The sequence below is a fragment of the Psychroserpens sp. genome, assembly GCF_045105015.1.
In the GTDB taxonomy this organism is placed as follows: domain Bacteria; phylum Bacteroidota; class Bacteroidia; order Flavobacteriales; family Flavobacteriaceae; genus Psychroserpens.
The window spans coordinates 1-23,321 of the sequence record NZ_JBGCCX010000169.1 but is presented as its reverse complement, the minus strand read 5'-3'; the positions used below and the strand labels follow the sequence as shown (position 1 = coordinate 23,321).

18 protein-coding genes and 2 tRNA genes are annotated in these 23,321 nt (G+C 32.8%); 6 read left to right on the top strand and 14 right to left on the bottom strand.

All coding sequences use genetic code 11. The features are described 5' to 3' along the window. Positions 1-385: 385 nt before the first annotated feature. Genes serS through AB8B90_RS13115 form a run of 3 tightly spaced genes read right to left on the bottom strand, consistent with a single transcriptional unit; the run spans position 386 to position 3,933 of the window. The gene (gene serS, locus AB8B90_RS13125) at positions 386-1,654 is read right to left on the bottom strand and encodes a serine--tRNA ligase (protein ID WP_405337686.1); all 1,269 of its coding nucleotides are present in this window, start codon (positions 1,652-1,654) and stop codon (positions 386-388) included. Between the two features lie 34 nt (positions 1,655-1,688). Continuing rightward, positions 1,689-3,011, bottom strand: coding sequence for an HTTM domain-containing protein (locus AB8B90_RS13120; RefSeq protein WP_405337683.1), 1,323 nt, complete (start codon positions 3,009-3,011; stop codon positions 1,689-1,691). Continuing rightward, positions 3,004-3,933, bottom strand: coding sequence for a bifunctional riboflavin kinase/FAD synthetase (locus AB8B90_RS13115; RefSeq protein WP_405337680.1), 930 nt, complete (start codon positions 3,931-3,933; stop codon positions 3,004-3,006). Before AB8B90_RS13115 ends, AB8B90_RS13120 begins: the two co-directional genes overlap by 8 nt. A 236-nt stretch (positions 3,934-4,169) precedes the next feature. Between AB8B90_RS13115 and AB8B90_RS13110 the strand changes: the two genes are divergently transcribed. Together AB8B90_RS13110 and AB8B90_RS13105 are read left to right on the top strand one after the other, a co-directional pair. Continuing rightward, on the top strand, positions 4,170-6,215 hold the full coding sequence (locus AB8B90_RS13110) for a T9SS type A sorting domain-containing protein (RefSeq protein WP_405337677.1): 2,046 nt from the start codon (positions 4,170-4,172) through the stop codon (positions 6,213-6,215). A gap of 96 nt (positions 6,216-6,311) precedes the next feature. Further along, positions 6,312-9,656: a reprolysin-like metallopeptidase gene (locus AB8B90_RS13105; RefSeq protein ID WP_405337674.1), complete on the top strand. Its 3,345-nt coding sequence runs from the start codon at positions 6,312-6,314 to the stop codon at positions 9,654-9,656. Between the two features lie 51 nt (positions 9,657-9,707). Here the strand turns inward: AB8B90_RS13105 and pth are convergent, their stop codons facing one another. The 3 genes from pth to AB8B90_RS13090 form a co-directional block, all read right to left on the bottom strand. Next, a complete protein-coding gene (gene pth, locus AB8B90_RS13100) occupies positions 9,708-10,274 on the bottom strand; it encodes an aminoacyl-tRNA hydrolase (RefSeq protein WP_405337671.1) in 567 nt (188 codons plus the stop codon). A 146-nt stretch (positions 10,275-10,420) separates the two neighbouring features. Next, positions 10,421-11,077: a 50S ribosomal protein L25/general stress protein Ctc gene (locus AB8B90_RS13095; RefSeq protein ID WP_405337668.1), complete on the bottom strand. Its 657-nt coding sequence runs from the start codon at positions 11,075-11,077 to the stop codon at positions 10,421-10,423. A gap of 179 nt (positions 11,078-11,256) precedes the next feature. Then, positions 11,257-12,198 (bottom strand): ribose-phosphate pyrophosphokinase, encoded by a 942-nt coding sequence (locus AB8B90_RS13090; protein ID WP_405337666.1) that lies wholly within the window; start codon positions 12,196-12,198, stop codon positions 11,257-11,259. A 143-nt stretch (positions 12,199-12,341) separates the two neighbouring features. Between AB8B90_RS13090 and AB8B90_RS13085 the strand changes: the two genes are divergently transcribed. Beyond that, positions 12,342-12,423: transfer RNA gene (locus AB8B90_RS13085), tRNA-Leu, on the top strand. 39 nt (positions 12,424-12,462) lie between these two features. Here the strand turns inward: AB8B90_RS13085 and AB8B90_RS13080 are convergent. The 5 genes from AB8B90_RS13080 to AB8B90_RS13060 all read right to left on the bottom strand — a co-directional run bounded on the left by AB8B90_RS13080 (position 12,463) and on the right by AB8B90_RS13060 (position 16,298). Next, the gene (locus tag AB8B90_RS13080; protein ID WP_405337663.1) at positions 12,463-12,915 is read right to left on the bottom strand and encodes a LexA family protein; all 453 of its coding nucleotides are present in this window, start codon (positions 12,913-12,915) and stop codon (positions 12,463-12,465) included. Beyond that, positions 12,906-14,174, bottom strand: a complete 1,269-nt coding sequence (locus AB8B90_RS13075) for a Y-family DNA polymerase (RefSeq protein WP_405337660.1) — start codon at positions 14,172-14,174, stop codon at positions 12,906-12,908. Before AB8B90_RS13075 ends, AB8B90_RS13080 begins: the two co-directional genes overlap by 10 nt. Positions 14,175-14,391: 217 nt before the next feature. After that, a tRNA-Ser gene (locus AB8B90_RS13070) sits at positions 14,392-14,479 on the bottom strand. A 14-nt stretch (positions 14,480-14,493) separates the two neighbouring features. Then, positions 14,494-15,528, bottom strand: coding sequence for an asparaginase (locus AB8B90_RS13065; RefSeq protein WP_405337657.1), 1,035 nt, complete (start codon positions 15,526-15,528; stop codon positions 14,494-14,496). A 2-nt stretch (positions 15,529-15,530) separates the two neighbouring features. Further along, positions 15,531-16,298, bottom strand: a complete 768-nt coding sequence (locus tag AB8B90_RS13060; RefSeq protein WP_405337654.1) for a TatD family hydrolase — start codon at positions 16,296-16,298, stop codon at positions 15,531-15,533. Between the two features lie 51 nt (positions 16,299-16,349). Between AB8B90_RS13060 and AB8B90_RS13055 the strand changes: the two genes are divergently transcribed. Then, entirely contained in the window at positions 16,350-16,790 is a 441-nt protein-coding gene (locus AB8B90_RS13055; RefSeq protein WP_405337651.1) for a retropepsin-like aspartic protease, read from the top strand. 42 nt (positions 16,791-16,832) lie between these two features. After that, positions 16,833-17,456 carry a response regulator gene (locus tag AB8B90_RS13050; protein WP_405337648.1) on the top strand — a complete coding sequence of 208 codons (624 nt, stop codon included), beginning with the start codon at positions 16,833-16,835 and terminating at the stop codon, positions 17,454-17,456. 689 nt (positions 17,457-18,145) lie between these two features. On the opposite strand, the gene odhB is transcribed toward AB8B90_RS13050, so the two are convergent. Next, positions 18,146-19,393, bottom strand: a complete 1,248-nt coding sequence (odhB, locus tag AB8B90_RS13045) for a 2-oxoglutarate dehydrogenase complex dihydrolipoyllysine-residue succinyltransferase (protein WP_405337645.1) — start codon at positions 19,391-19,393, stop codon at positions 18,146-18,148. A 78-nt stretch (positions 19,394-19,471) separates the two neighbouring features. Continuing rightward, positions 19,472-22,228 carry a 2-oxoglutarate dehydrogenase E1 component gene (locus AB8B90_RS13040; protein ID WP_405337642.1) on the bottom strand — a complete coding sequence of 919 codons (2,757 nt, stop codon included), beginning with the start codon at positions 22,226-22,228 and terminating at the stop codon, positions 19,472-19,474. A gap of 115 nt (positions 22,229-22,343) precedes the next feature. Between AB8B90_RS13040 and AB8B90_RS13035 the strand changes: the two genes are divergently transcribed. Beyond that, a complete protein-coding gene (locus AB8B90_RS13035; RefSeq protein ID WP_405337639.1) occupies positions 22,344-22,877 on the top strand; it encodes an alpha-ketoglutarate decarboxylase in 534 nt (177 codons plus the stop codon). Here AB8B90_RS13035 and AB8B90_RS13030 read toward each other — a convergent pair. Then, positions 22,874-23,230: a hypothetical protein gene (locus AB8B90_RS13030; protein ID WP_405337636.1), complete on the bottom strand. Its 357-nt coding sequence runs from the start codon at positions 23,228-23,230 to the stop codon at positions 22,874-22,876. The two genes, AB8B90_RS13035 and AB8B90_RS13030, sit on opposite strands and share 4 nt — an antisense overlap. Positions 23,231-23,321 lie beyond the last annotated feature (91 nt).

The following is a 23,321-nucleotide window of genomic DNA, read 5'->3' as shown; positions in this document are numbered from 1 at the left end:
TTTATGTAAATATAACTTATGCTGTACTTACATATTGTGAATGTTTTTATAAAAAAATGCCTAAACGTGAGTTTAGGCATTACCAATCAAAATAAATGTGCTATTAATCATTGTATAAAAATGATTCAATTATTCTGCTGTTGCTATTTCGAGATTATCTAAAACTAGATTTAGGGTTTTTACAGTAATACTTTACTTGCCATAACAATCAAAGTTACTAGAAGTACAATTCGTTTGATATTTTTCATAATAAGTAGGTTAATAGTGATTTGGAATACTAACTTCTTTATTTTTATCTGAAAAACAAAAGAATTTGCTAAAAAATCGTTGAACAACGTGTTTTTTTAGCATTTAAACGAACAATTATATGAAAATTCTTACAAAACTAGATTTTATCGAATCCTGTATAAGGAATTAAAACTTCTGGAATTTGGATGCCATCTTCGGTTTGGTAATTTTCTAAAATACCAGCAAGAACTCTTGGGAGTGCAAGTGAACTTCCATTTAAAGTATGAGCTAATTCATTTTTTCCATCGCTATTTTTAAAACGAAGTTTTAATCTATTAGCTTGATACGTTTCAAAATTTGATACAGAAGAGATTTCTAACCATCGATCTTGAGCCGTTGAAAAGACTTCAAAATCATAGGTCATTGCAGCAGGAAAACCTGTGTCTCCACCGCATAAACGTAAAATTCTATAAGGTAGCTTTAATTCACGTAATATTTCTTTTACATGTTCAACCATGCCTTCAAAAGCTTTGTATGAATTATCTGGATGCTCAACACGAATAATTTCGACTTTGTCAAATTGATGCAGTCGGTTAAGGCCTCTTACATGTGCACCATAACTACCTGCTTCTCTTCTGAAGCAAGGTGTATAGCCTGTAATTCCAATTGGTAAATCACTTTCAGCTAATAAAACGTCTCTAAAGACATTTGTTCCAGGAACTTCTGCTGTAGGAATAAGATATAAATTATCACGTGAGTCATGATACATCTGACCTTCTTTGTCTGGTAATTGTCCAGTACCATAACACGAAGCTTCATTGACCAAGTGAGGTAATTGGTATTCAGTATAGCCAGCTGCTGTATTTTTATCTAAAAAATAAGCAATCAATGCACGTTGTAATCTTGCTCCTTTACCTTTGTAAACTGGGAATCCAGATCCAGATATTTTGTTACCAAGTTCAAAATCTATAATATCATGTTTTTTCGCTAATTCCCAATGTGGAATTGCCCCTTCATGAAGTTTTGGAATATCACCTTCAGAAAAAATTTCTTCATTGTCTTCTTCTGAATTTCCTTTAGGAACACTTTGGTGTGGAACATTTGGTATTTTATAAAGTAAAACCTTAAGTTCTTCTGCTGTGGCTTCTAATTTACTGCTTAAAGTTGTTTTGTCTTCCTTTAGTTGAATTGTTTTTTCTTTTAAAACATTAGCTTCAGCTGCTTTTCCAGATTTGAACAAATCACCTATTTCTTTTGAAATACTATTAGATTCTGCAAGGGTATTATCTAATTGAGTTTGAAGTCCTCTTCGATTCTCATCTAATGAAATCACCTCTTCTATCATTTGAGTGGCATCAATATTTCGTTTAGCCAATCTTTCTATGACGTCTTCTTTGTGTTCTCTAATAAAAGCAACTTGTAACATGCGGTAAATTTTAAGCCGCAAATTTAATAAATTGTCAGTTATTCTCGTCTAGTTTTGAAGGTAAAATCCAATCTTGATGTTTAAAGGGATGCCAATTCACAGAAGCTAGATCAACTTCTGGATCAATAAGTTGCTGACTTGGTTTACCATTAACACTTACAAAAGCTCTAACATAAACAGCTACATCAATTCCATCTTTGGCGTATTCTTTTTTAAGGCGTTGTGCAAATTGCCAAATAACATCGGGTTTTGAACCTACAGTTTTTTGTTGTTTTTTAGAAAGATAATCACTTAAATTAATTCTTGTCGAATTATTAGTTGCCTTATCAATAACCGAAAATGTTGTCGTGCTATTTTTTGTTCGAAGCATCATTCGCCATGACATTCTGTGGCCTTCCTCTGTCCATAAAACATTATCTTCAATAAAATGATGTCTTAAAGGAAGTGCAATTTGAATAATGAAATAAGCTAGAAAAATAGTTTTAAATATTGAAGCATAACTTGGAGTGTTAATCTCTCTAAGATCATAAAACACTTTTCTTTTTAAGAATATATTTTGAACAAATTTTGGTTCAAAAAAGAATACTGAAAATGCTAATGATAAATACGGAAATATTCCAACTTGAAAAATAAAGGAGTTAAATAAGTGAAAAAAGATAGAAGCAAAAAAGGCATACTTCCGAGTAGGTTTCCATAGTAATAACGGAATTATCAATCCGTCAAATAAAATACCACCATAAGCAATAAAATAATGTATCAAATTAAGCTGAAGAAGATCACCAACTAAAACATAATGTTGTTTGCTTTGCATTAATAATTTAGGAACCGTAAGGTTTATCCAATCTGGATACATTTTAGCAATTGAAGCATAAGTATATAATATAAAAAGTTGAAAAAAGAAATACAATCTGCACCAATTTGGCATCGCATTACTTTTTATACTCGGATTGTGTTTTGCGTCGACAGAAGCATATTTGTGGGCTGGCATTACAGTCATAGCTGCACTTAAAATCATCAGAAAATAATAATGATTATTGTAGGATGATTTTTGCATGAAATATACTCCAGCCCAAAGTACTGTAAAGCTCAACATACTTAATTGATACTTATAACCAATCATGATAAGAATCCCAAGGATTCCCATAATTCCGTAATACACGTACATCCAAGATCCTGGTAAAGGTTGAAGCCAATCAAGACCAATGAAGTTAAATGTAAATTTAGGCTCAATAAGCGTTTTTGTAATCCAACCTGTAACAATTGCACCAAAACTTTCTAAGGCAATTAATGCACCAAAAACCATTCTAAAAACAATTAGAGCGCTGTTGTCGATATGCTTAAACAATAATTTATTCATAGCGTTTTAAAAACTCCAAAGCTTGTTCTTGATCTAATTTAAGCTGTTCTTTTAGGTGTTCAATGGACTCAAATTTACGCTCGCTTCTAAGGCGATTTAAAATTTCTACCTTGAGATTTAAACTGTAAAGATCTTTGTTAAGATTGAAAAAATGAACTTCGATAGATCGGTTTTCTCCATCCACAGTAGGATTAGTACCAATATTCATCATGCCATAAACATTCTTGTTATCTATGGATGACCTGACTATATACACACCATTTTTAGGAATGAGTTTATAATCTTCCTTTATGTGAATATTTGCTGTAGGAAATTCAATTTGTTTACCGATTCCTTTGCCTCTAACAACAATTCCTGAGAAGAAATATGGAGTTCCTAAATAGGAATTAGCGGTTGTTATATCACCTTCAGAAAGTGCATTTCTAATTTTTGTAGAGCTTACGGCAACATCTTTAATATCCTGAGCAGAAATTTCTTCAACTTCAAATCCGAATTCTTTTCCAAAGCGTTTTAAATCTTCGATGTTTGCACTCCTATTTTTTCCAAAATGATGGTCGTAACCAATGATAATGTGCTTGGCATTTAATTCGTCTACCAAAATAGTTTTTACATAATCTCTTGCTGAAAGATTGGCGAAATCAAGGGTGAACGTTTTAACAACTAGTGCTTCAAGGTTTAATTTTGAAAGCAATGTTTTACGTTCATCAATTGTATTTAAGAGTTTAATATTTGTGTCCTTTTGAAGTACCATTCTTGGATGAGGAAAGAATGTTAATACAACAGATTGAAGATTTTTTTTTAAACCTACTTTAGTCAATTGTTCAATAATCTTTTGATGACCAACATGAACACCATCAAATGTGCCAATGGTAATTACTGAAGGGTGCTTAGTATATGATTTTTGATTATCGAAAAGTTTCAAATCTGATTTTTTTTGTAAAAGTAGCCATTATGATAAAACATATAAAATATTGTATAAAGCATTTTTTAACTTTTGAAAGTTTGAGGTTTTCTTTACGACATAATCGGTGTGCCAGAAGCTAAAAACTTGAATTTTTGTTAAAAAAAACATAAAAAATCATATGATTTCATTAGCTTTGGGATCACTATTATCAAAAAATTAGTGATTAAGAAAATTTTAAACTAATACAAACAAAAATGAAGAACTTTACTTTTAAATCAATTTTCACTGTTCTAGCGCTTTTACTTGCTGTGACTGGCTATTCACAAGATCGTACTTGTGGTATGGTCGAGTATATGGAAGAGATGCTCAAAGACCCAGTTTACGCTAAAGAATATGAAGAAAATCAAGCGAGACTTAGAGCTGAGATTAACAGACGATTAAATACAGACTTTAATGCCAGAGGAGGAGCTACAATTCAAATACCTGTTGCTGTACATTTTCCTAATGGAAATACAGGAGATAGAGCTTGTTTAGAAGCTTTAGCGCAAAATCAAATAGATATTTTAAATGCTGATTATACAGCATCTAATTCTGATATTTCTCTTTGGAATGCTGCATCGGCTAGCTATCCTTCATCACTTTCACCTGGATCTGCTAATGTTGAATTTTGTTTAGCGACATCAAATCACCCTGCAGCAGTATCACAATTAATTGAAGGGCAACCTGCTGTAACTATTGGTTATAATTTTGCTAATGGAAGTGGGTTTCCAGAATTTGATGCTAATTTCCAAGGATACATGAACTTTTTAGTTAAACCAATTGGAGGATTGTTAGGATATTCACCTGGAGGAGGTAGTGTAGCTAATGGTGGAGCAGTAGTTCTAAACACCTTTGCTTTCGGTTCAGGCGCAGGATGTCCAGCTTCTGGAGTTGTTCCTGGAGCTCCATACAACCTTGGTAGAACAACTACTCATGAATTAGGACATTTTTTCAGTTTAGATCATCCTTGGGGACCTGGTGCTCCATCTTGTGCTGCTGATGATGGTTTTACCGATACACCTAATACAGGTCAAGAAACTTATGGTTGCCCACCTGCTGGTTCTCAAATGTCTTGTGGGAATGCAGTACTGCATATGAACTATATGGATTACGTGAATGATGCGTGTATGTATATGTTTACACCTCAACAAATGAATCAAGCTGAAGCATACATCACTGCTAATTTAGCACCAGCTTTTAAACCAAATACATGTTTGTCTGCTGACCCAGGATTTACGCTTACAGCTAATAACAGTCCAGTATCAAGTTGCCCAACAACAGATACACAAGCTACTTTCAATTTAACTTATACAACGTTGTTAGACTTTAATGAAACAACTACATTTTCTGCTTCTGGACAACCAGTAGGTTCTACAGTTACTTTTAGTCCAACATCTTTAAATGACGATGGTAGTTTTACAATGACTTTAGGAAATATTGGAGCTACTGCTTTAGGTTCATATACAATTACTGTAACTGGTACATCAAATTCTGTGACAGAAACTGTAGATGTTGTTTTAGATAACAATTGTTCAACAGTGGAGTGTGATGATTATGTTGCTACTGATACACCTATCATTATCTCTGATGGAGCTGGTGGTCAAATGTATACGTCAACAATTACAGTTACTGAAGATTTACCAATCGATGACATAAATGTATCTTTTTCAATAGATCACACTTGGATTCGTGATATCGTTGCTACAATTACAAGTCCGGAAGGAACAGAAGTAGAGCTTACTTCCGTTAATGGAGTTAACGGTCCTGGAGAATATCAAGGTACTATTTTTGACCAAGAGGCAACAACTGCCATAGCAGGAGAAACACCAGCTAACAATATTTTTACAGGATTATATATTCCTGAAGGAGATTTATCTTCAATATATGGAGAGATGTCTGCTGGAGATTGGGTATTAACGATCACTGATAATTTTACTGATGATGGTGGAAACCTAACAAATTTTGAAATCGAGCTTTGTCTTGAGGGTACATTTAGTGTTTCTGAATTTGAATTGGACAATTTTGTAATCTTTCCAAACCCAAATAAAGGTGAGTTCACTATCAAATTAAATTCTAACTCAGGAAATGATATTGAAGTAGATGTTTATGATATTAGAGGTCGAAGAATATTCGAAAACTCTTACACTAATTCATCAGATTTCAGTCAACAAATACAATTAAACAATGTTCAAGCTGGAATGTATTTAGTTACTGTTAACGACGGAAATAATAAAGTTACTAAAAGAATTGTTGTAGAATAATTCAAGTTACATATTTCAAAAAAGAGGCTTTTTAAGCCTCTTTTTTTTACATCTATTTTATATAGATTATCTTTAGGAAATTTTTAAAAAAATACTATGAAAACTAATCTCCACTTAACCAGATTTTTAATTTTATTTTTTGCAACATTTTCTCTTGTTGCTCAAGATAGGGCTTGGGAAGTCTCAGAGTTTCGAAATGGAACAAATAATGTCTCATTAGAGCATTTAGATTCAAAAAATTATTCCGTTTTTCAACTAAATGTTGAAGTGTTAAAACAGCAATTACTTGATGCGCCTCACAGAAATGAATCAAATGGACAGTCAAATACAATTATCAAGTTTCCTAATATCAAAGGAGAGTTAGAGCCATTCAGAATTGTTGAAACTGCAATATTTTCTTCAGAAGAAGGAGCTAATTCACACCCAAATATTAAAACTTATTTAGGCTCAAGAACTGACGGCTCTGGTACTCGTGTAAGATTTAGTGTAACTCCTTTAGGTTTGAATGCAATGATTTCTGAACCAAATAAAAATGTATTCTACATTCAACCTGTTACTAAAATATCTAATGGTCAGTATTTAATTTATAACAGAGATGCACAAATTAATTCTTCTGAGACCTTTGAATGTTTAACGGAAGACTTAGAGGTCTTTTCAAGATCAGCTACACCAGCTTTAGGAAGAGATGCCAACGATCAATTATTAAGAACTTATCGAATGGCAATGTCTACAACATCAGAATATACAGGATTTTGGGATGATGGAAACGCAGGTAATGGTAATCCTCAACAAGACGCATTAGCAGCAATGATATCTACATTAAATAGAACAAATGAGGTGTTTGAAGTTGATATGGCAATCACCTTTTTATTAGTTGATACCGTTGATGATCCTGCAATAGATATCGTGTATTCTGGAACAGATCCTTACGGAGGAAATTTAAATGGAGACTTACAAAGTAATTTGACAGCTACAGTAGGAGAGTCTGATTATGATATAGGACATTTATTGCAATTCGCTGGAAATAATGGAAATGCTGGCTGTATAGGATGTGTTTGTGAAAGTGGAAAAGGAAGTGGGTTTTCTGCACATTCATTTCAGGATAATGATGGTGGACCTTATATGGCAGACTTTTTTGACATTGATTATGTGCCTCATGAAATTGGACATCAAATGGGAGCAAATCATACGTATTCAAATTTTAGTGAAGGAACAGGGGTAAATGCTGAGCCAGGAAGTGGAACAACGATTATGGGTTATTCAGGAATAACTGGTGGAAACGATGTGCAAGATCACAGTGATCCATATTTTCACTATTTTTCTATAAGTCAAATTTTAACGAATGTATCTTCTGCACCCAATAATTGTGCAGCGACTACTAATATTACAAATGCTCCTCCTGTTGCAAATGCTGGTATTGATTATACAATTCCAAATGGAACTGCTTTCATACTAAAAGGAGATGCAACAGATGCAAATGGTTCAGATGTATTAACATATTGTTGGGAACAAATAGATGATGGTGTGACTAATAATAATAATTTTGGACCAACAAAAACTACTGGAGCAGTTTGGAGGTCAAGACCACCAAGTATTACACCAAATAGATATATGCCAATTCTTGAACGTGTTTTAGATGGCGAGCTTACTGAAACAAATCCAGTAGAAACTGTAGATAATACTTCATGGGAAACAGTATCTACCGTCGGAAGAGATTTAAATTTTGCTTTAACTGTAAGAGATCGATCAGAAGCTGGAGGTGTAGGGCAAACACCGCAATCTGATTTTGATACAATGACTGTTACTGTTGATAATGTGAGTGGGCCTTTTATAGTAACTTCTCAAACTACAAATGAAAATTGGGATGCAGGATCAACTCAAACAATTACTTGGGATGTGGCTGGTACAGATACAGGAAACGTAAACACACCAACTGTGAATATATTATTGTCTGTTGATGGAGGTCTAACATTTCCTTTTACATTAGCTTCTGATGTGCCAAATGATGGTTCACAGAGTGTTACTGTGCCAATTACTGGTGGAGGAGATACTTCAATGGCTAGAATTATAGTTGAAGGGAATAACAATATATTTTATGCTGTTAACACTTCTAATTTTAGTATTTCAGAATCAGAATTTGTTATTGCAGTTGATAATACAGAATTAGATATTTGTCAACCAAATAACCCTGTATACAATTTTACCTATAATACATTCCTAGGGTTTAGTGGAACAACAAATTTTTCGGTAACAGGATTGCCAGTAGGTACTTCAGCTACAATAAACCCAACTTCTACTACTAACGATACAACAGGTACGATAACTATTAATGGTACAGGAAGCTTAGCTGTTGGAAGTTATGCTTTTGCTTTTGAAGCTGCTTCTGGAGCGATTACACAAAGTATAGATTTAACAATGAATGTTTTTACTAATTCAGTTAATGCGGCAATATTGTCCTCACCTTCAAATGGCGCTGTAGATTTAGGCACTGAACCAGAGTTAATGTGGACTGGAAGTAATAATGCTCAAGATTATCTTGTTGAAATTGCTTCAGATATTAGTTTTACAAATATTGTTGATAGTGCAACTGTACAAACGACATCTTATACTGCAAGTAGTTTGAATACAAGTACATTGTATTATTGGAGAGTTACGGCATCTAATTTATGTGGTACTGCTTCAGCATCTTCAACATTTAGTTTTACAACAGCAAATATTTCATGTAATTTTTTTAGTGCAACAGATTTACCAATTGATATTTTACAAACTGGTAATGGCACAGATACTTATACTTCTGTTATAAATGTTCCTAATGATGCTTTAATTTCTGATGTTAATGTTACTATAAACATTCAACATGATTGGAATAATGATTTAGATATATTTTTAATTAGTCCAACAGGAACAGCTATAGAATTATCAACTGATAACGGGAATGATAATGATACGGATTATGTAGATACTGTTTTTGATCAGGAAGGAACTACGAATATTACAGCTGGTGTTTCTCCATTTACTGGAACTTTTATTCCTGAAGGGAATTTATCTACACTTTATGGTGAAATGTCTGGAGGTGATTGGACTTTGTCTGTCGATGATGATTTTAGTTTTGCAGATGGTGGACAAATTTTAGAATTTACTTTAGAACTCTGTATAGAACAAACCCTTTCAATTGATGAAGAAACTCATAGCCTATCAGATTTTGTAATTTATCCGAATCCGAATAAAGGAACGTTTAATGTTTTAATCAATAATTCTAATTTTGAAGATGTTAATATTTCAGTATTTGATATTAGAGGAAGACAGATTTTTAAGAACATATACGAAAGTTCAACAACGTTTAATCAAACCGTTAATCTTGATAATGCTCAATCTGGTGTGTATCTTGTTACGATAGAAAATGGAAACAATAAAATAACTAAGCGAATTATAATCGACTAGTCGTAAACAGTTATTGTGAAAAATTAAAGAGAGGCTAATTAGCCTCTCTTTTTATTTTCCATTAAACGTATTCATGGTGTTACTAATGCCAGCTGTACCAAAAGATTTTATGAGCTCTATAGATTTATCTAACCGTTCTTTTAATTTATCAGATTCTTCATCTGTCCATTCTCCTAAAACATAATCTACTTGCCTTCCCTTGCTAAATACGTCGCTAATACCAAACCTAAATCTATTGTATTTAGTTGATTGTAGTTTGTCTTGAATATCTTTTAAACCATTGTGACCACCATCACTTCCTTTAGTTTTTAAGCGAAGACTACCAAAAGGAAGATTAAGATCGTCGGTAATGATAAGTAAGTTTTCTAATGGAATTTTCTCTTTAGTTAACCAATAAAGAACAGCTTTTCCGCTTAAATTCATAAATGTACTAGGCTTTAAGAGAATAAAAGTTCTTCCTTTAAATCTATATGTTGTCAGATCACCAAGTTTTTGTGTTTCAAATTTAAGGTCTTCTTTTTCAGCTAAAGCATCTAAAACTTTAAAACCAATATTATGTCTTGTGTTAGCATATTGGCTTCCAATATTACCAAGTCCAACAATGAGAAATTTTTTCATAGGGTCAATCTCTTCGACATTAAAAGATGCCGAATTCCAATTAAATAGATTTTTTATAAACGTCCAGATAACGTAAAGTTTTTGTAAAAATAAAAAAGCATTCTAAATAAATAGAATGCTTTTTGTGTATAAAGAATATGTGTGTTCTATTCTTGACCGTCAGAAGATGCATCTGCTGCTGGAGCATCTCCTCCTTCTGCAGTTGCTTCAGCGCCTTCTTCAAGCTCGTCTTCATCGTCTTCATCATCAATAACTGCAGTTCTAGCTGTTTTAATTTGAACGACTACTGTGTTATCTGAATGTAAGATTGAATATCCTTCACCTTCTAAAGCAGTAACATATAATTTGTTACCAATTTTTAATGGTGTAATGTCAGCTTCTAAGAAATCAGGTAAATTTTTAGGTAAAGCTTTTACTCTTAATTTACGTCTGTTTTTACGTAGTACACCACCATTTAAAACACCTTTAGATGTTCCGATAACATGTACAGGAATATCCATAGCGATTTCTTTGTCTTCAAATAACTGATAAAAATCTACGTGTAAGATTTTATCTGTTACTGGGTGAAATTGAATGTCTTGTAATACTGCATCATAAGTATTACCATTATCTAAAGCAATCACAACTGTATGCGCATTAGGCGTATATACAAGTTTAGAGAATGCTAATTCTGGTGCTGAGAAATGCATGCTATTGTCTCCTCCGTATAATACGCAAGGAACCTGACCAGCATTACGTAAGGCTTTTGTTGCTTTTTTGCCTACGCTTTCTCTTTGAGATCCGTTGATTGTAATTGATTTCATTATTGAAATTTTAATTTAATATTTAGTAAAACCCTCTTTTTGAGGGCTGCAAATTTAGTAATATATATTGGAAAGTACTACCTTTTATAGCAATTTTTAAATGCTACTAATTTGGCAAATAGAATTGCTTCGAAGTTAACTTAGATAAATAAAGTAATATAATCTAGAATTATATTCTATTACATAATGAATTTAGAGCTTATCGATTTGTTATAATGTACATTATGCATCACGTCAGCAAAAAGTTCGGCACAACTTAAAACCTTAATTTTTTTGTTTTGTTGTTTTAAAGGAATCGAATCAGTGACTATCAATTCTTCTAGTTTGGAACCGTCTAATTTTTTATAAGCATCACCAGATAATATTGGATGCGTACAGATTGCTCTTACGCTTAACGCTCCTTTTTCCATCATTAAATCTGCTGCTTTAGTTAATGTTCCGGCTGTATCTACCATATCATCAACTAAGACTACATTTTTTCCGGTAACATCACCAATGAGTTCCATGTGTGAAATTACATTCGCTTTTGCGCGTTGTTTATAACAAATAACCACATCACTTTCTAATGCCTTTGAATATGCGTAAGCTCTTTTTGAACCTCCCATATCTGGAGAAGCGATAGTAAGATTATCTAAATTAAGTTCTTTTAAATAAGGTAAGAATATCGTAGATGCAAACAAATGATCAACAGGCTTTTCGAAAAACCCTTGAATTTGATCTGCGTGTAAATCCATGGTTATAATACGAGTTGCACCAGCTGCTTCTAACATTTTAGCAACGAGTTTTGCAGCAATAGGAACTCTTGGTTTGTCTTTTCTGTCTTGTCTTGCCCAACCAAAATAAGGTAAAACAGCAGTAATATGTCTAGCAGAAGCACGTTTTGCAGCATCAATCATCAATAACATTTCCATTAAGTTTTCTGGACCAGGATGTGTAGATCCAATAATAAATACACGAGTTCCTCTTATAGACTCTTCATAAGATGGTTGAAACTCACCATCACTATAGGTTGATGTAATGACATTGCCTAAGGGCACACCAAAATAATCAGCTATTTTGAATGCGAGTGTTTTACTTTGATTACATGCGAAAATTTTGGCTTCTGTGACTGAATTTGGCATTGGAAAGAGGACTGTTTTGTTGTGTTTTTATCATCTTAATTAACGATGCCCAAATTTATGAATTAATTCCTACTGAAAAAGTATAAAAGCAGTATTTTTAATGGATTGTAATAAATTATTTTATAGTTTTGCAGTCCAAAATTGCTCAAGTGGTGGAATTGGTAGACACGTTGGATTCAAAATCCAATGTCGCAAGACGTGTGGGTTCGATTCCCACCTTGAGTACAAAAAGCTTCTAGATTATTCTTGGAGCTTTTTTTGTTTTTATGCCATTCTCTTAATTACATGCGTTACAATACCCCAAATTTGAAAGTCATTATGCTCTCCAACTAAAATAGGATCGTAAACAGGGTTTTCAGGTTGCAGATAGACACCTTCAGAGGTTACTTTTAAGCGTTTTACAGTAAATTCGCCATCAATAAAACAGACTGCAATTTGATTATGTGTAGGTTCTATACTTTTATCAACAACTAATAAATCACCATCATCTAATCCAGCTCCAATCATAGATTGACCACTAACTCGAGCATAAAATGTGGCTTCTTTATTTTTAACTAGGGTTTTATCTAAGCTGATTTTATTTTCTTTGAAATCATCAGCAGGAGAAGGGAATCCAGCCGAAATACCGGTTTGAGCTAGAACAATGTCTAGAGATTGCGTGTCGTCTGGAGTATAAAACTCTAGCGCATTTTTTGGGGTTAAGAATTTTAAGGACATTTTACTGTAAGTATTTCGTTAATGTTGGTTGTATATTTTGGGGATAATCGTTCTTGACGCATTTTCCAAGTACGTTTCAAATCTTGATTACCTAACTTTATTTTATGAGACTCATATTTTCTGTTAATATAATCAATAGTCTGCATAAGTGGTTTATGTTTTGGGTTTTCCTTTATAAATAAGTTGAGTTGTCGTTCATTTTTAGGTACTAATCCCATTAATATTACACCTGCTTTTTTGTAATGTAAGCCTTTCTTATAAATATCTTTTAAGGCTTCAGTAGCATATTTACTTATAATTAAACTGGAGTCTGTTGGATAAGGTAAATTTATAATAGTACTTATAGATTTATAAGGTTCTCCTATTTTATTGTGTCTGTTATTTTTTATAAAAATATAGATCATATTGCAACAAGAGTGTTGCTTTCGTAATTTTTCGGTACAACTTGTTGCGAAAGTAGATATGCGTTCTTTTAAATTATCAAGATCAGAATAGGTGTGCTCAAAACTTCGTGTTGTTGCAATTGCTTTCTTCTGTCGAATAGGTTCTTCTAATGACAATGTAGGGATCCCTAAAAGTTCTTTTTTTAAGCGTAATCCAACTACTGCCATATTGGTTCTTACCCATTCATCACTGAGTTGTGTGAAATCATATGCGTTAATACAATGTCTTGATTTTAAACGTTTTTGTAACCCATAACCAATGCCCCAAACAGATTCTATTTTTGTCCATTTTAAGGCTTTGATTCGCTTTTCTTCAGAATTGATAACATACACACCATTAGTTTGCTTCGGAAATTTCCGAGCTATTTTATTAGCAACTTTTGACAAGGCTTTCGTTGGAGCAATTCCTACACATGTTGGAATACCTGTCCATTTCAAAATACGTTGTCGCATCTGAAGCCCATAATCGTCGAAATCATAATTATCAAATCCTTTAAATTGTAAAAAAGCTTCATCAATACTGTATACTTCTACATCTGGTGTGAACTGTTCTAAGATAGACATGACACGACTACTCATATCTCCATATAAAGGATAGTTTGATGAGAATACACGAATATTATGTGCTTTAAAAAAATCTTCATATTTAAACGCAGGAGCTCCCATTGGTAAACCCAAAGCTTTGGCTTCATCACTACGCGATATTACACAACCATCATTATTTGAAAGTATGGCAACAGGTTTATTGTTGTATTGTGGTTGAAAAACGCGTTCGCATGAGGCATAAAAGTTATTACAATCTACTAAAGCGAACATGTCATAAAGGTAAGTGAAAAACTTCTCTTTCGAATTCTATTTTAGAAATAAGAATGTTAAAATTTACTCAAGCAAGCTTGGATAAATTTAGGATTAACTTCGTTGATCCCAAAAGGTTATGCTAGTAATACTAATTGCTTCGCAATTAAAATTCACTCCTTCAAAAATTTACTCAAACAAGTTTGGATAAATTTTTTATTTCGTGAATTTGTATTCGCAGAGAGGAAGGGATTCGAACCCTCGAAACGCTATTAACGTTTACACGCTTTCCAAGCGTGCGCCTTAAGCCACTCGGCCACCTCTCTTTTTAATTTGAAACCTATTTACTCATTTCGCCACGAAGCGATGTTTCAAAAATTGTTTTAAATGTTTTAATTGAAATGTTTTCACCAAGCATAAACATCAACTTAGTTAATGCAGCTTCGGTTGTGATATCTTTACCAGAAATCAATCCTATTTGTTTTAACTGAGAACTGGTTTCATATTGTCCCATCATCACGCTTCCACCAGAACACTGGGTTACGTTTATAATTGGAATGCCTTTTTTTATCGTTTGTTTTAAAAGGTCTATAAACCATTGTCTTGTTGTGGTGTTTCCTGCACCATAAGTTTCTAAAACCACACCTTTCAAATCTTCAGTATTTAAGATGCTTTCTAGGATAGGTTTAGAAATACCAGGAAATAATTTTATAAGCGCAATATTGGTATTGAAGTCTTTGTGAACTATGAGTTTCCTTCTTGCATTAGGTTTAAATAAGGAGTCTTCAAATACATTTAAATGTACACCAGATTCTGCTAAATGCGGATAATTTAAAGACTCAAAGGCTTCAAAATGTTCGGCATTAAGTTTTGTTGTACGATTACCTCTATATAGTTTGTATTCAAAATAAAGTCCGACTTCTCGAATGACTGGCTTCCCGTTTTTTTGAAGCGATGCCATTTGTATTGAAGTAATTAGATTTTCTTTGGCATCTGTTCTTAAGTCACCAATAGGCAATTGTGATCCAGTAAAAATGATAGGCTTGGTTAAATTTTCAAACATAAAACTCAATGCTGAAGCAGAATAACTCATTGTATCACTTCCGTGTAAAACGACAAAACCATCAAATTCTAAGTAATTACTTTCTATTATTTCAGCAATTTGAACCCAATAATTAGGATTCATATTACTAGAATCAATTGGATCATCAAATGAAATAGTATTGATGTCACAATCTAATAACTTCAACTCAGGAATGCGATCTAATAAATTTTCAAAATCGAAAGCTTTTAAAGCTCCAGAATCAGGATCTTTAATCATACCAATGGTACCTCCTGTGTAAATTAATAAAATATTAGGCTGTGTTTGTGACATGATTAAATACTAAATACGTCTTTTGAGTTTTGTGTTGTAATTTCGGCAATTTTTTCTTCGGAAACGTTATAAATCTCTGACAATTTCTCCAAAACTTTTTTGATGTAAGAACTTTCATTACGCTTTCCTCGATAAGGTTTTGGTGAGAGATATGGTGAGTCAGTTTCTAATACAATATGTTTCAAATCAATCTGATTTAAAAACTGATCTATTTTACCGTTTTTGAAGGTAGCTACACCACCAATACCTAACTTCATATTATAGGAAATGGCTTGATTTGCTTGTTCTAAAGTACCAGTGAAGCAGTGAAAAATTCCAAAAAGATCATCACCTTTTTCTGTTTCTAAGACTTCAAAAATTTCGTTGAAAGCTTCTCTGCAATGAATCACAATAGGTAACTTATATTGTTTTGCTAATTGAATTTGATGTTTAAATGCGGTTTTTTGAATCTCTAATGTTGAAGTGTCCCAATATAAATCAATACCAATTTCTCCAACAGCATAAAAATGGCGTTTGGCAAGCATGTCTTCAACATGTTGTAATTCTTCTTTGTAATGTGCTTTTACTGACGTTGGATGTAAACCCATCATCAAAAACATATGATTTGGATAATCACTTTCAAGTTGAAGCATGGCTTCTGTGTGACTAGAATCTATTGCAGGAATAAAAAACCGAGATACCTTAGTTTCTAAAGCGCGTTTAATCATATCATCTCTGTCTTCATTAAAAGCTTCACTATATAAGTGTGTATGTGTATCTGTGATTATCATGATGCAAAAATAAATGTTTTATAAGATTATATTTGTAAAAAAAGAAATGTAATGGAAAGCCTTCAGAAGTTTTTACTAAACAAAGGGTACACTAAAATTAAATTACACCTAACAAAAACTAATCATTTTGAGATTATTGCAAAAATTAATGGTCAAAAGGGTTTGTTTATTTTAGATACAGGAGCATCTAGCTCTTGTGTGGGATTTGAAGGTGTTAAGACGTTTAAATTAGAAGCTACAGATAGTGATATTAAGGCGGCTGGAGCAGGAGCAACTGATATGTTAACTCAAATTTCAAAAAGTAATAAACTAAATATAGGACAATGGAAAAGAGAAAAAGTAGCATTGATTCTTTTTAACTTAACCCATGTTAATACAGCTCTAACCAGTCATAATTCTAAACCTGTTGACGGTATTATTGGAGCAGATATACTAAAAAAGGGAAAAGCTGTAATTGATTATGAAAAAAAGTATTTATATCTAAAGTTGTAAGATTTTTTTTATATTTATAGAAACCCTTCATATTAATAGCAAATGCCGACATCTATAATCATTGCAGATGATCATCCCTTAATTTTAAAAGGACTCAAAGATTTTCTTCTTGAAAAAGAGTTTAATGTTATTGCCAGTGCTAAAAACGGAAAAGAAGCCTTTACACTTATTAATGCACATCAACCTGATATAGCGATTTTAGATATACAAATGCCTTATTTAACAGGATTGCAAGTTGCAAAAAAATGTAAAGAAGCAGACCTTAGTACAAAAATTATTATCATCACTTTTGAAAAAAGTGATGATATTTACAACGAGGCAAAATCACTTGGTATTTATGGTTATATATTAAAAGAGTTTGCCATTGAAGAAGTTGAGCATTGTATTGCAAATGTATTACAAGAAAAATCTTATTTCAGTCCAGAACTTATTGAATATTTAGAAATTAAGCAAATACCAGATGAGTTAAAAACGCTTACAGAAACTGAAATAAGAGTACTGCAACTATCTGGAAAAAACAAAACAGCTAAGGAAATAGGCGACATTATAGGTTGCTCCAATAGAACAATTGAAAAGCACAAAAGTCATATTCGATCTAAATTAAAATTATCTTCTAATGCGAATAGTATAGCAATCTACGCAAAAGAGCAGGAAGAATTTTTATGAAAATATACGTAGTTCTACGTATTGTTTGGTGTAAAATTAATAGCGAATTTTGTTATGCTATTAATTCTTTAGGGAGAGTTATTTTACAAAAAGCCTTGAATTGTCATTGATTCAAGGTTTTTTTATTCAAAAAATTTAAATATACGTAGTTCTACGTATTGTGCTGTACTGATTTAATTCCGAAGTTTGTAATGCTATTAATCAATTTTCCTTTTGAAATAAAGGATAAAGGCTCTAGGTTCTCGGACTTAGAGCTTTTTTTTATGAGATTTAAAACTTTAACATATTACAAACATTTATTTATCAGTGTGTTATGTTTATATTTTGAAATATACGTAGTTCTACGTATTGTGTTGCGCTATTAAATTACCGAGTTTTACATTATGTTATTTATATAGGGATTATGAATAGCAACTAATTAATCTTAATTAACAAGATAATTAGTTATTAGGGTGTAAAGTTCTGGGATATTTTATCCCAGGACTTTATCAAAAAACAAATAAAATCACAATACAATGGATACAATGAAACATAAAACAAGTCTAACCAACAAAATATTTATTTCAGGCTTAATCATTAGCGCTGTTGTAATCATTACAGTAAATATTCTTGTTAATTTTTTTTAGTTATTAGTTAGTTATTTTTATTAGGGAGAAAAAGCGCATTCCAAATCTTAGGGATGCGCTTTTTCAGTTTAAGTATAATATGTTTAAAGTGGCTTTCATTTCTAAAGCCTTTTTAATATCATTATTCATCAATAATTCTGTTGGATTTTCAAGAGCTTCTTTAACAGCTACCAAGAAGCCAACAGATTCTTTACCATCAATAATTCTGTGGTCATAAGAAAGTGCTACAAACATAATAGGTCTAATTTCAACTTTACCATCTATAGCAACTGGTCGTTCTACAATGTTGTGCATTCCAAGAATTCCACTTTGAGGTGGATTGATAATTGGTGTAGATAACATGCTTCCAAAAACACCTCCATTAGAAATAGTAAAAGTTCCTCCTGTCATTTCATCAACAGTAATTTGTCCGTCACGAGCACGAATTGCTAATCGTTTTACTTCAGCTTCAACGCCTCTAAAACTCAAATTTTCAGCATTTCTTATCACTGGAACCATCAAGCCTTTTGGTCCAGAAACTGCAATACTTATATCGCAGAAATCATACGACAACATTTCTTTACCATCTATCATAGAATTTACAGCTGGATACATTTTTAATGCACGAACAACTGCTAATGTAAAGAAACTCATAAAACCAAGGCTTACACCATGCTTTGCTTTAAAGTCTTCTTTATATTGTTTACGTAATTCAAAAATTGGAGACATATCAACTTCGTTAAACGTAGTTAACATTGCTGTTGTATTTTTTGCTTCTACCAAACGTTCCGCTACCTTGCGACGAAGCATAGACATTTTACTTCTTGAAGTGCCTCGATTTCCACCTGTAGGCGTACCCATTGATGGGACTGCATTTACAGCATCTTCTTTAGTAATTCTTCCGTCTTTTCCTGTTCCAGAAACAGAAGCGGTATCAATTCCTTTTTCAGCAAGAACTTTTTTAGCTGCTGGACTTGCAGTTCCTGTAGCATAAGTTTTAGTTTCAGATGTTGGCTTGGATTCAGCTTTTTTTGGAGCTTCTTCTTTTGTTTCCTCTTTGGCTGGTTTTTCAGCAGCGTTACCTTCTGGTTTTTCAGCAGCTGTGTCTATTAAGCAGACTACAGCACCAACTTCGACTGCATCACCTTCTTCAGCTTTGAGTGTAATAGTTCCGCTAGCTTCTGCAGGTAGTTCTAAAGTAGCTTTATCACTATCAACTTCTGCAATGGCCTGATCTTTTTCAACATAATCACCATCAGAAACCAACCATTCTGCAATTTCAACTTCTGTAATTGATTCTCCTGGTGAAGGAACTTTCATTTCTAAAATCATCGTTCTATAATTTTATTTTAAGCGTTTGTTTTGTTTTTTTATTCTGTCAATTCTTTATTAATAAAGAAAATGGGTTGTTTAGCGCTGGTTGTTTTTGGTTTTGTCAAATACATAATCTATTACTTCTTGATGACGTTTTTTTGAACGTACACTGCTTCCAGCAGCAGGTGCACCATAAGGTCTTCGAGTAGCTGCTCTAAATGATTTCGCTTCATCTAAATGCATAAGTATATGACTGTATGCTCCCATATTTCTAGGTTCTTCTTGAGCCCAAACGATATCGTTAGCATTTTTATATTTTGCAATAGTATCTTTGATATGTTTTTCTGGTAAAGGAAATAATTGTTCTACTCTAACCAATGCAATATCATCTCTTTCAAGAGTTTCGCGTTGGTCTAATAAATCATAATAGAATTTCCCAGTAACAAACACAATTGTTTTTACTTTATCTGCTTTTACTGTAGTATCATCAATGAGCATTTGGAAACTGCCATTGGCAAACTCATCAACTGATGACACAACTAGTGGATGACGCAATAAACTTTTTGGTGTAAATACTATTAAAGGTTTTCTAAATTCAGCTTTCATTTGTTTACGCAATAAATGATACATGTTAGCAGGAGTCGAGCAGTCCACTACAAACATATTATCCTTTGCACATAATTGCAAGTATCGCTCCATTCGACCAGAGGAATGCTCTGCGCCTTGACCTTCATAGCCGTGAGGTAATAACATTACCAGACCGTTCTGAAGTTTCCATTTGTCTTCTGCAGCAGAAATGTATTGGTCGAGCATGATTTGCGCTCCATTACTAAAATCACCAAATTGAGCCTCCCAAATCGTTAGTGTTTTTGGACTTGCCATAGCATAGCCATAATCAAAACCAACTACACCATATTCAGATAACAGAGAATTATAGATATAGAATTTTCCTTGGTTGTCACTGATTTTATTCAGTAATAATATTTCTTCTTCACTATCTTCAACTTTCACAACTGCGTGTCTGTGTGAAAACGTACCACGTTCAACATCCTGACCAGAAATTCGAACATCGTAACCTTCTTCTAACAAGGTTCCATAGGCTAAATGCTCAGCCATTGCCCAGTCTAGTTTATTCTCATCAAACATTTTTTGACGTGACTGTACGAGACGTTCTATTTTACGGATGAATTTTTTATCATCTGGTAAATTTGAAATCACTTTTGTGATTTTTTCTAGTCTTTCTTTAGAGTATGATGTATCTATAGGTTGCATCATTTTATCTTCAACAACCGTTTGAAAGTCCACCCATTTATCCTCCATAAAAGGTGTGATAACTGTTTTGTCTATTTTTCTAGAGTCTTCTAATTTAACTTCTAGTTTATCTTTATAAGCTTTTTCTAATTCTGCTACATAGCCCTTATCTATGACACCTTCAGCTAGTAATTTAGCAGCATAAATATCTCTTGGGTTTTGATGTTTAGATATAGCCTTGTATAATTTTGGTTGCGTAAAACGAGGTTCGTCACCTTCATTATGCCCATACTTTCTGTAACCCAGTAAATCAATAAAAACGTCACGTTTAAATTTCATTCTAAAATGAAGTGCAAATAGCATAGCATGAACAACAGCTTCAGCATCATCAGCATTTACATGTAGTACTGGAGATAAGGTCACTTTTCCAACATCTGTACAGTAGGTGCTTGATCGACCATCAAGATAATTTGTAGTAAATCCAATTTGATTGTTAACGACAATATGAATGGTTCCATTAGTTTTGTAGCCATCTAATTGAGCCATTTGTACCAGTTCATAAACCAACCCTTGGCCAGAAATAGCTGCATCACCATGAACCACAATTGGTAAAACTTGAGAAGGATCTTCACTGTATTTATCATCTTGTTTCGCTCTAGCAATACCCTCAACAACTGCGCCTACAGTCTCAAGATGTGACGGATTTGGTGCAATATTTAAATTGATTTGTTTTCCACCATCAGTTACACGATTACTCGTCCAACCTAAATGGTATTTAACATCACCATCAAACACCTCTTGTTCATAGTCTTTACCGTCAAACTCACTGAAAATGTCTTTTGCTGATTTTCCGAAGATATTAGTTAACGTACTTAAACGACCACGATGTGCCATTCCCATGACGAATTCTTTAACACCTTGATTTGCAGCACCTTCTATAAGTGAATCAAGTGCAGGAATTAAAGACTCGTTTCCTTCTAATGAGAAACGTTTTTGACCAACATATTTAGTATGTAAGAAGCTTTCGAAAGAGACCGCTTCATTTAATTTTTTTAGAATGTATTTTTTTTCTTCTGCTGAAAATTGTGGTTGATTGTCATTGATATTCAGTTTGTTTTGTATCCACTGAATTTCTTCTGGCTTTCTAATGTACATATACTCAACACCAATAGAATCACAATAAATTCTTTCTAAATGGTCAATGATATTTTGTAATGTAGCTTTACCTAAACCTAGAATGTCACCTGCAGAAAATACAGTATTGAGATCACTTTGAGTGAGTCCAAAATTTTCAATTTCGAGCGTTGGAGCGTACTTTCTTCTTGCGCGAACAGGGTTTGTTTTTGTAAATAAATGACCTCTGTTTCTGTAGCCATCTATGAGTTTAACGACTTGAAATTCTTTTTGAACATGCTCAGGAATTTGAGTGGTAACACCTTCGGTAATTTCACCATCCATCCCATAACTTTCGCTTCCAAAATCGTAGCCTTGAAAAAAGGCTCTCCAACTAGGCTCTACAGAATCAGGATTTTTTTGGTATTGTTCGTATAAATCAGCAAAGTATGCTGTGTGTGCTGCGTTTAAAAAGGAATATTTATCCATTATTAGGTATAAGTCGTTTTCGCTTCAACAAAATTTAGTCAAAAATACAACATTTAGTAAAAATAGGTGTCTTTTTGGTATATTTATAAATGTATTTTAACTCAAATTTTAGATTATGAATTTTTCTTCACTTTTCAATTACAAAGCTTGTCTCTTTATTTTTACTTTATTATTATCCTCTTTATCTTCTTTTTCTCAAAATCAGAATGATACAGATAACTTTTGGAATCATGTACGTTTTGGTGGTGGAATAGGTTTAAGTTTTGGCGACGGATTTTTTAGTGGTACGATTTCTCCAACCGGAATCTATGAGTTTAATTCAAAATTTGCTGCAGGAGTTGGTTTAAATGCTACTTATAACAAACAAGATAATTTTTTTAAATCTACAATTTTTGGAGGAAGCCTTATCGGACTTTTCAATCCTATAAGAGAACTCCAAGTTTCAGCAGAATTTGAACAACTAAATGTGAATCGTAAATTTGAAAATTCTATTTATAAAGATGATAATTATTGGTATCCAGCTTTATTTATGGGAATTGGTTATGGTAATGGGAATGTAACCTTCGGTATTAGATATGATTTGCTTTACAGTAGAGAAAAAAGCATTTATGCAGATGCTTACATGCCATTTGTAAGAGTGTTTTTTTAAGAATACATTTTACGAAACCAAACTTTCTGCCATTCACGTTGAAGAACTAAAAAAGTAACATTTTCTGACAATTTTAGGGTGTCACTTCCATCTAGCTGTTTTATTTTATGTTCTGAAACATCAATGATGTATAATAAGTTAAGGTACTCAGCAAATTTATTTTGAATGAGTTTGAAAATTTCTTCATGTAAAAGATATTTTAAACTTGATGGTAAAATATCAGTTTCAAAATCTAGGTCAATATTAGCTAATAAAAAATCTTTATTAATTTGCTGAATAAATTTTGAGTAGAGTTCTAAATCTTGAGCTTTTGAAATTAAGTCCTCAAAGTTTTGTGGTAGTTTATTAGACATTTCTAGTCATTAAATCATTACCAAAAGCTCTTAAAGCTTCTTTATTGTCTTCTGAAATTTTAATGTTATCCAAAACAGAAAATGCTTTTTT

What these genes read in the sequence shown, in the direction of transcription:
- serS (WP_405337686.1), bottom strand. Translation starts at nt 1,654, where the DNA reads ATGTTACAAGTTGCTTTTATTAGAGAACACAAAGAAGACGTCATAGAA.
- AB8B90_RS13120 (WP_405337683.1), bottom strand. Translation starts at nt 3,011, where the DNA reads ATGAATAAATTATTGTTTAAGCATATCGACAACAGCGCTCTAATTGTT.
- AB8B90_RS13110 (WP_405337677.1), top strand. Translation starts at nt 4,170, where the DNA reads ATGAAGAACTTTACTTTTAAATCAATTTTCACTGTTCTAGCGCTTTTA.
- AB8B90_RS13105 (WP_405337674.1), top strand. Translation starts at nt 6,312, where the DNA reads ATGAAAACTAATCTCCACTTAACCAGATTTTTAATTTTATTTTTTGCA.
- pth (WP_405337671.1), bottom strand. Translation starts at nt 10,274, where the DNA reads ATGAAAAAATTTCTCATTGTTGGACTTGGTAATATTGGAAGCCAATAT.
- AB8B90_RS13095 (WP_405337668.1), bottom strand. Translation starts at nt 11,077, where the DNA reads ATGAAATCAATTACAATCAACGGATCTCAAAGAGAAAGCGTAGGCAAA.
- AB8B90_RS13090 (WP_405337666.1), bottom strand. Translation starts at nt 12,198, where the DNA reads ATGCCAAATTCAGTCACAGAAGCCAAAATTTTCGCATGTAATCAAAGT.
- AB8B90_RS13080 (WP_405337663.1), bottom strand. Translation starts at nt 12,915, where the DNA reads ATGTCCTTAAAATTCTTAACCCCAAAAAATGCGCTAGAGTTTTATACT.
- AB8B90_RS13075 (WP_405337660.1), bottom strand. Translation starts at nt 14,174, where the DNA reads ATGTTCGCTTTAGTAGATTGTAATAACTTTTATGCCTCATGCGAACGC.
- AB8B90_RS13065 (WP_405337657.1), bottom strand. Translation starts at nt 15,528, where the DNA reads ATGTCACAAACACAGCCTAATATTTTATTAATTTACACAGGAGGTACC.
- AB8B90_RS13060 (WP_405337654.1), bottom strand. Translation starts at nt 16,298, where the DNA reads ATGATAATCACAGATACACATACACACTTATATAGTGAAGCTTTTAAT.
- AB8B90_RS13055 (WP_405337651.1), top strand. Translation starts at nt 16,350, where the DNA reads ATGGAAAGCCTTCAGAAGTTTTTACTAAACAAAGGGTACACTAAAATT.
- AB8B90_RS13050 (WP_405337648.1), top strand. Translation starts at nt 16,833, where the DNA reads ATGCCGACATCTATAATCATTGCAGATGATCATCCCTTAATTTTAAAA.
- odhB (WP_405337645.1), bottom strand. Translation starts at nt 19,393, where the DNA reads ATGATTTTAGAAATGAAAGTTCCTTCACCAGGAGAATCAATTACAGAA.
- AB8B90_RS13040 (WP_405337642.1), bottom strand. Translation starts at nt 22,228, where the DNA reads ATGGATAAATATTCCTTTTTAAACGCAGCACACACAGCATACTTTGCT.
- AB8B90_RS13035 (WP_405337639.1), top strand. Translation starts at nt 22,344, where the DNA reads ATGAATTTTTCTTCACTTTTCAATTACAAAGCTTGTCTCTTTATTTTT.
- AB8B90_RS13030 (WP_405337636.1), bottom strand. Translation starts at nt 23,230, where the DNA reads ATGTCTAATAAACTACCACAAAACTTTGAGGACTTAATTTCAAAAGCT.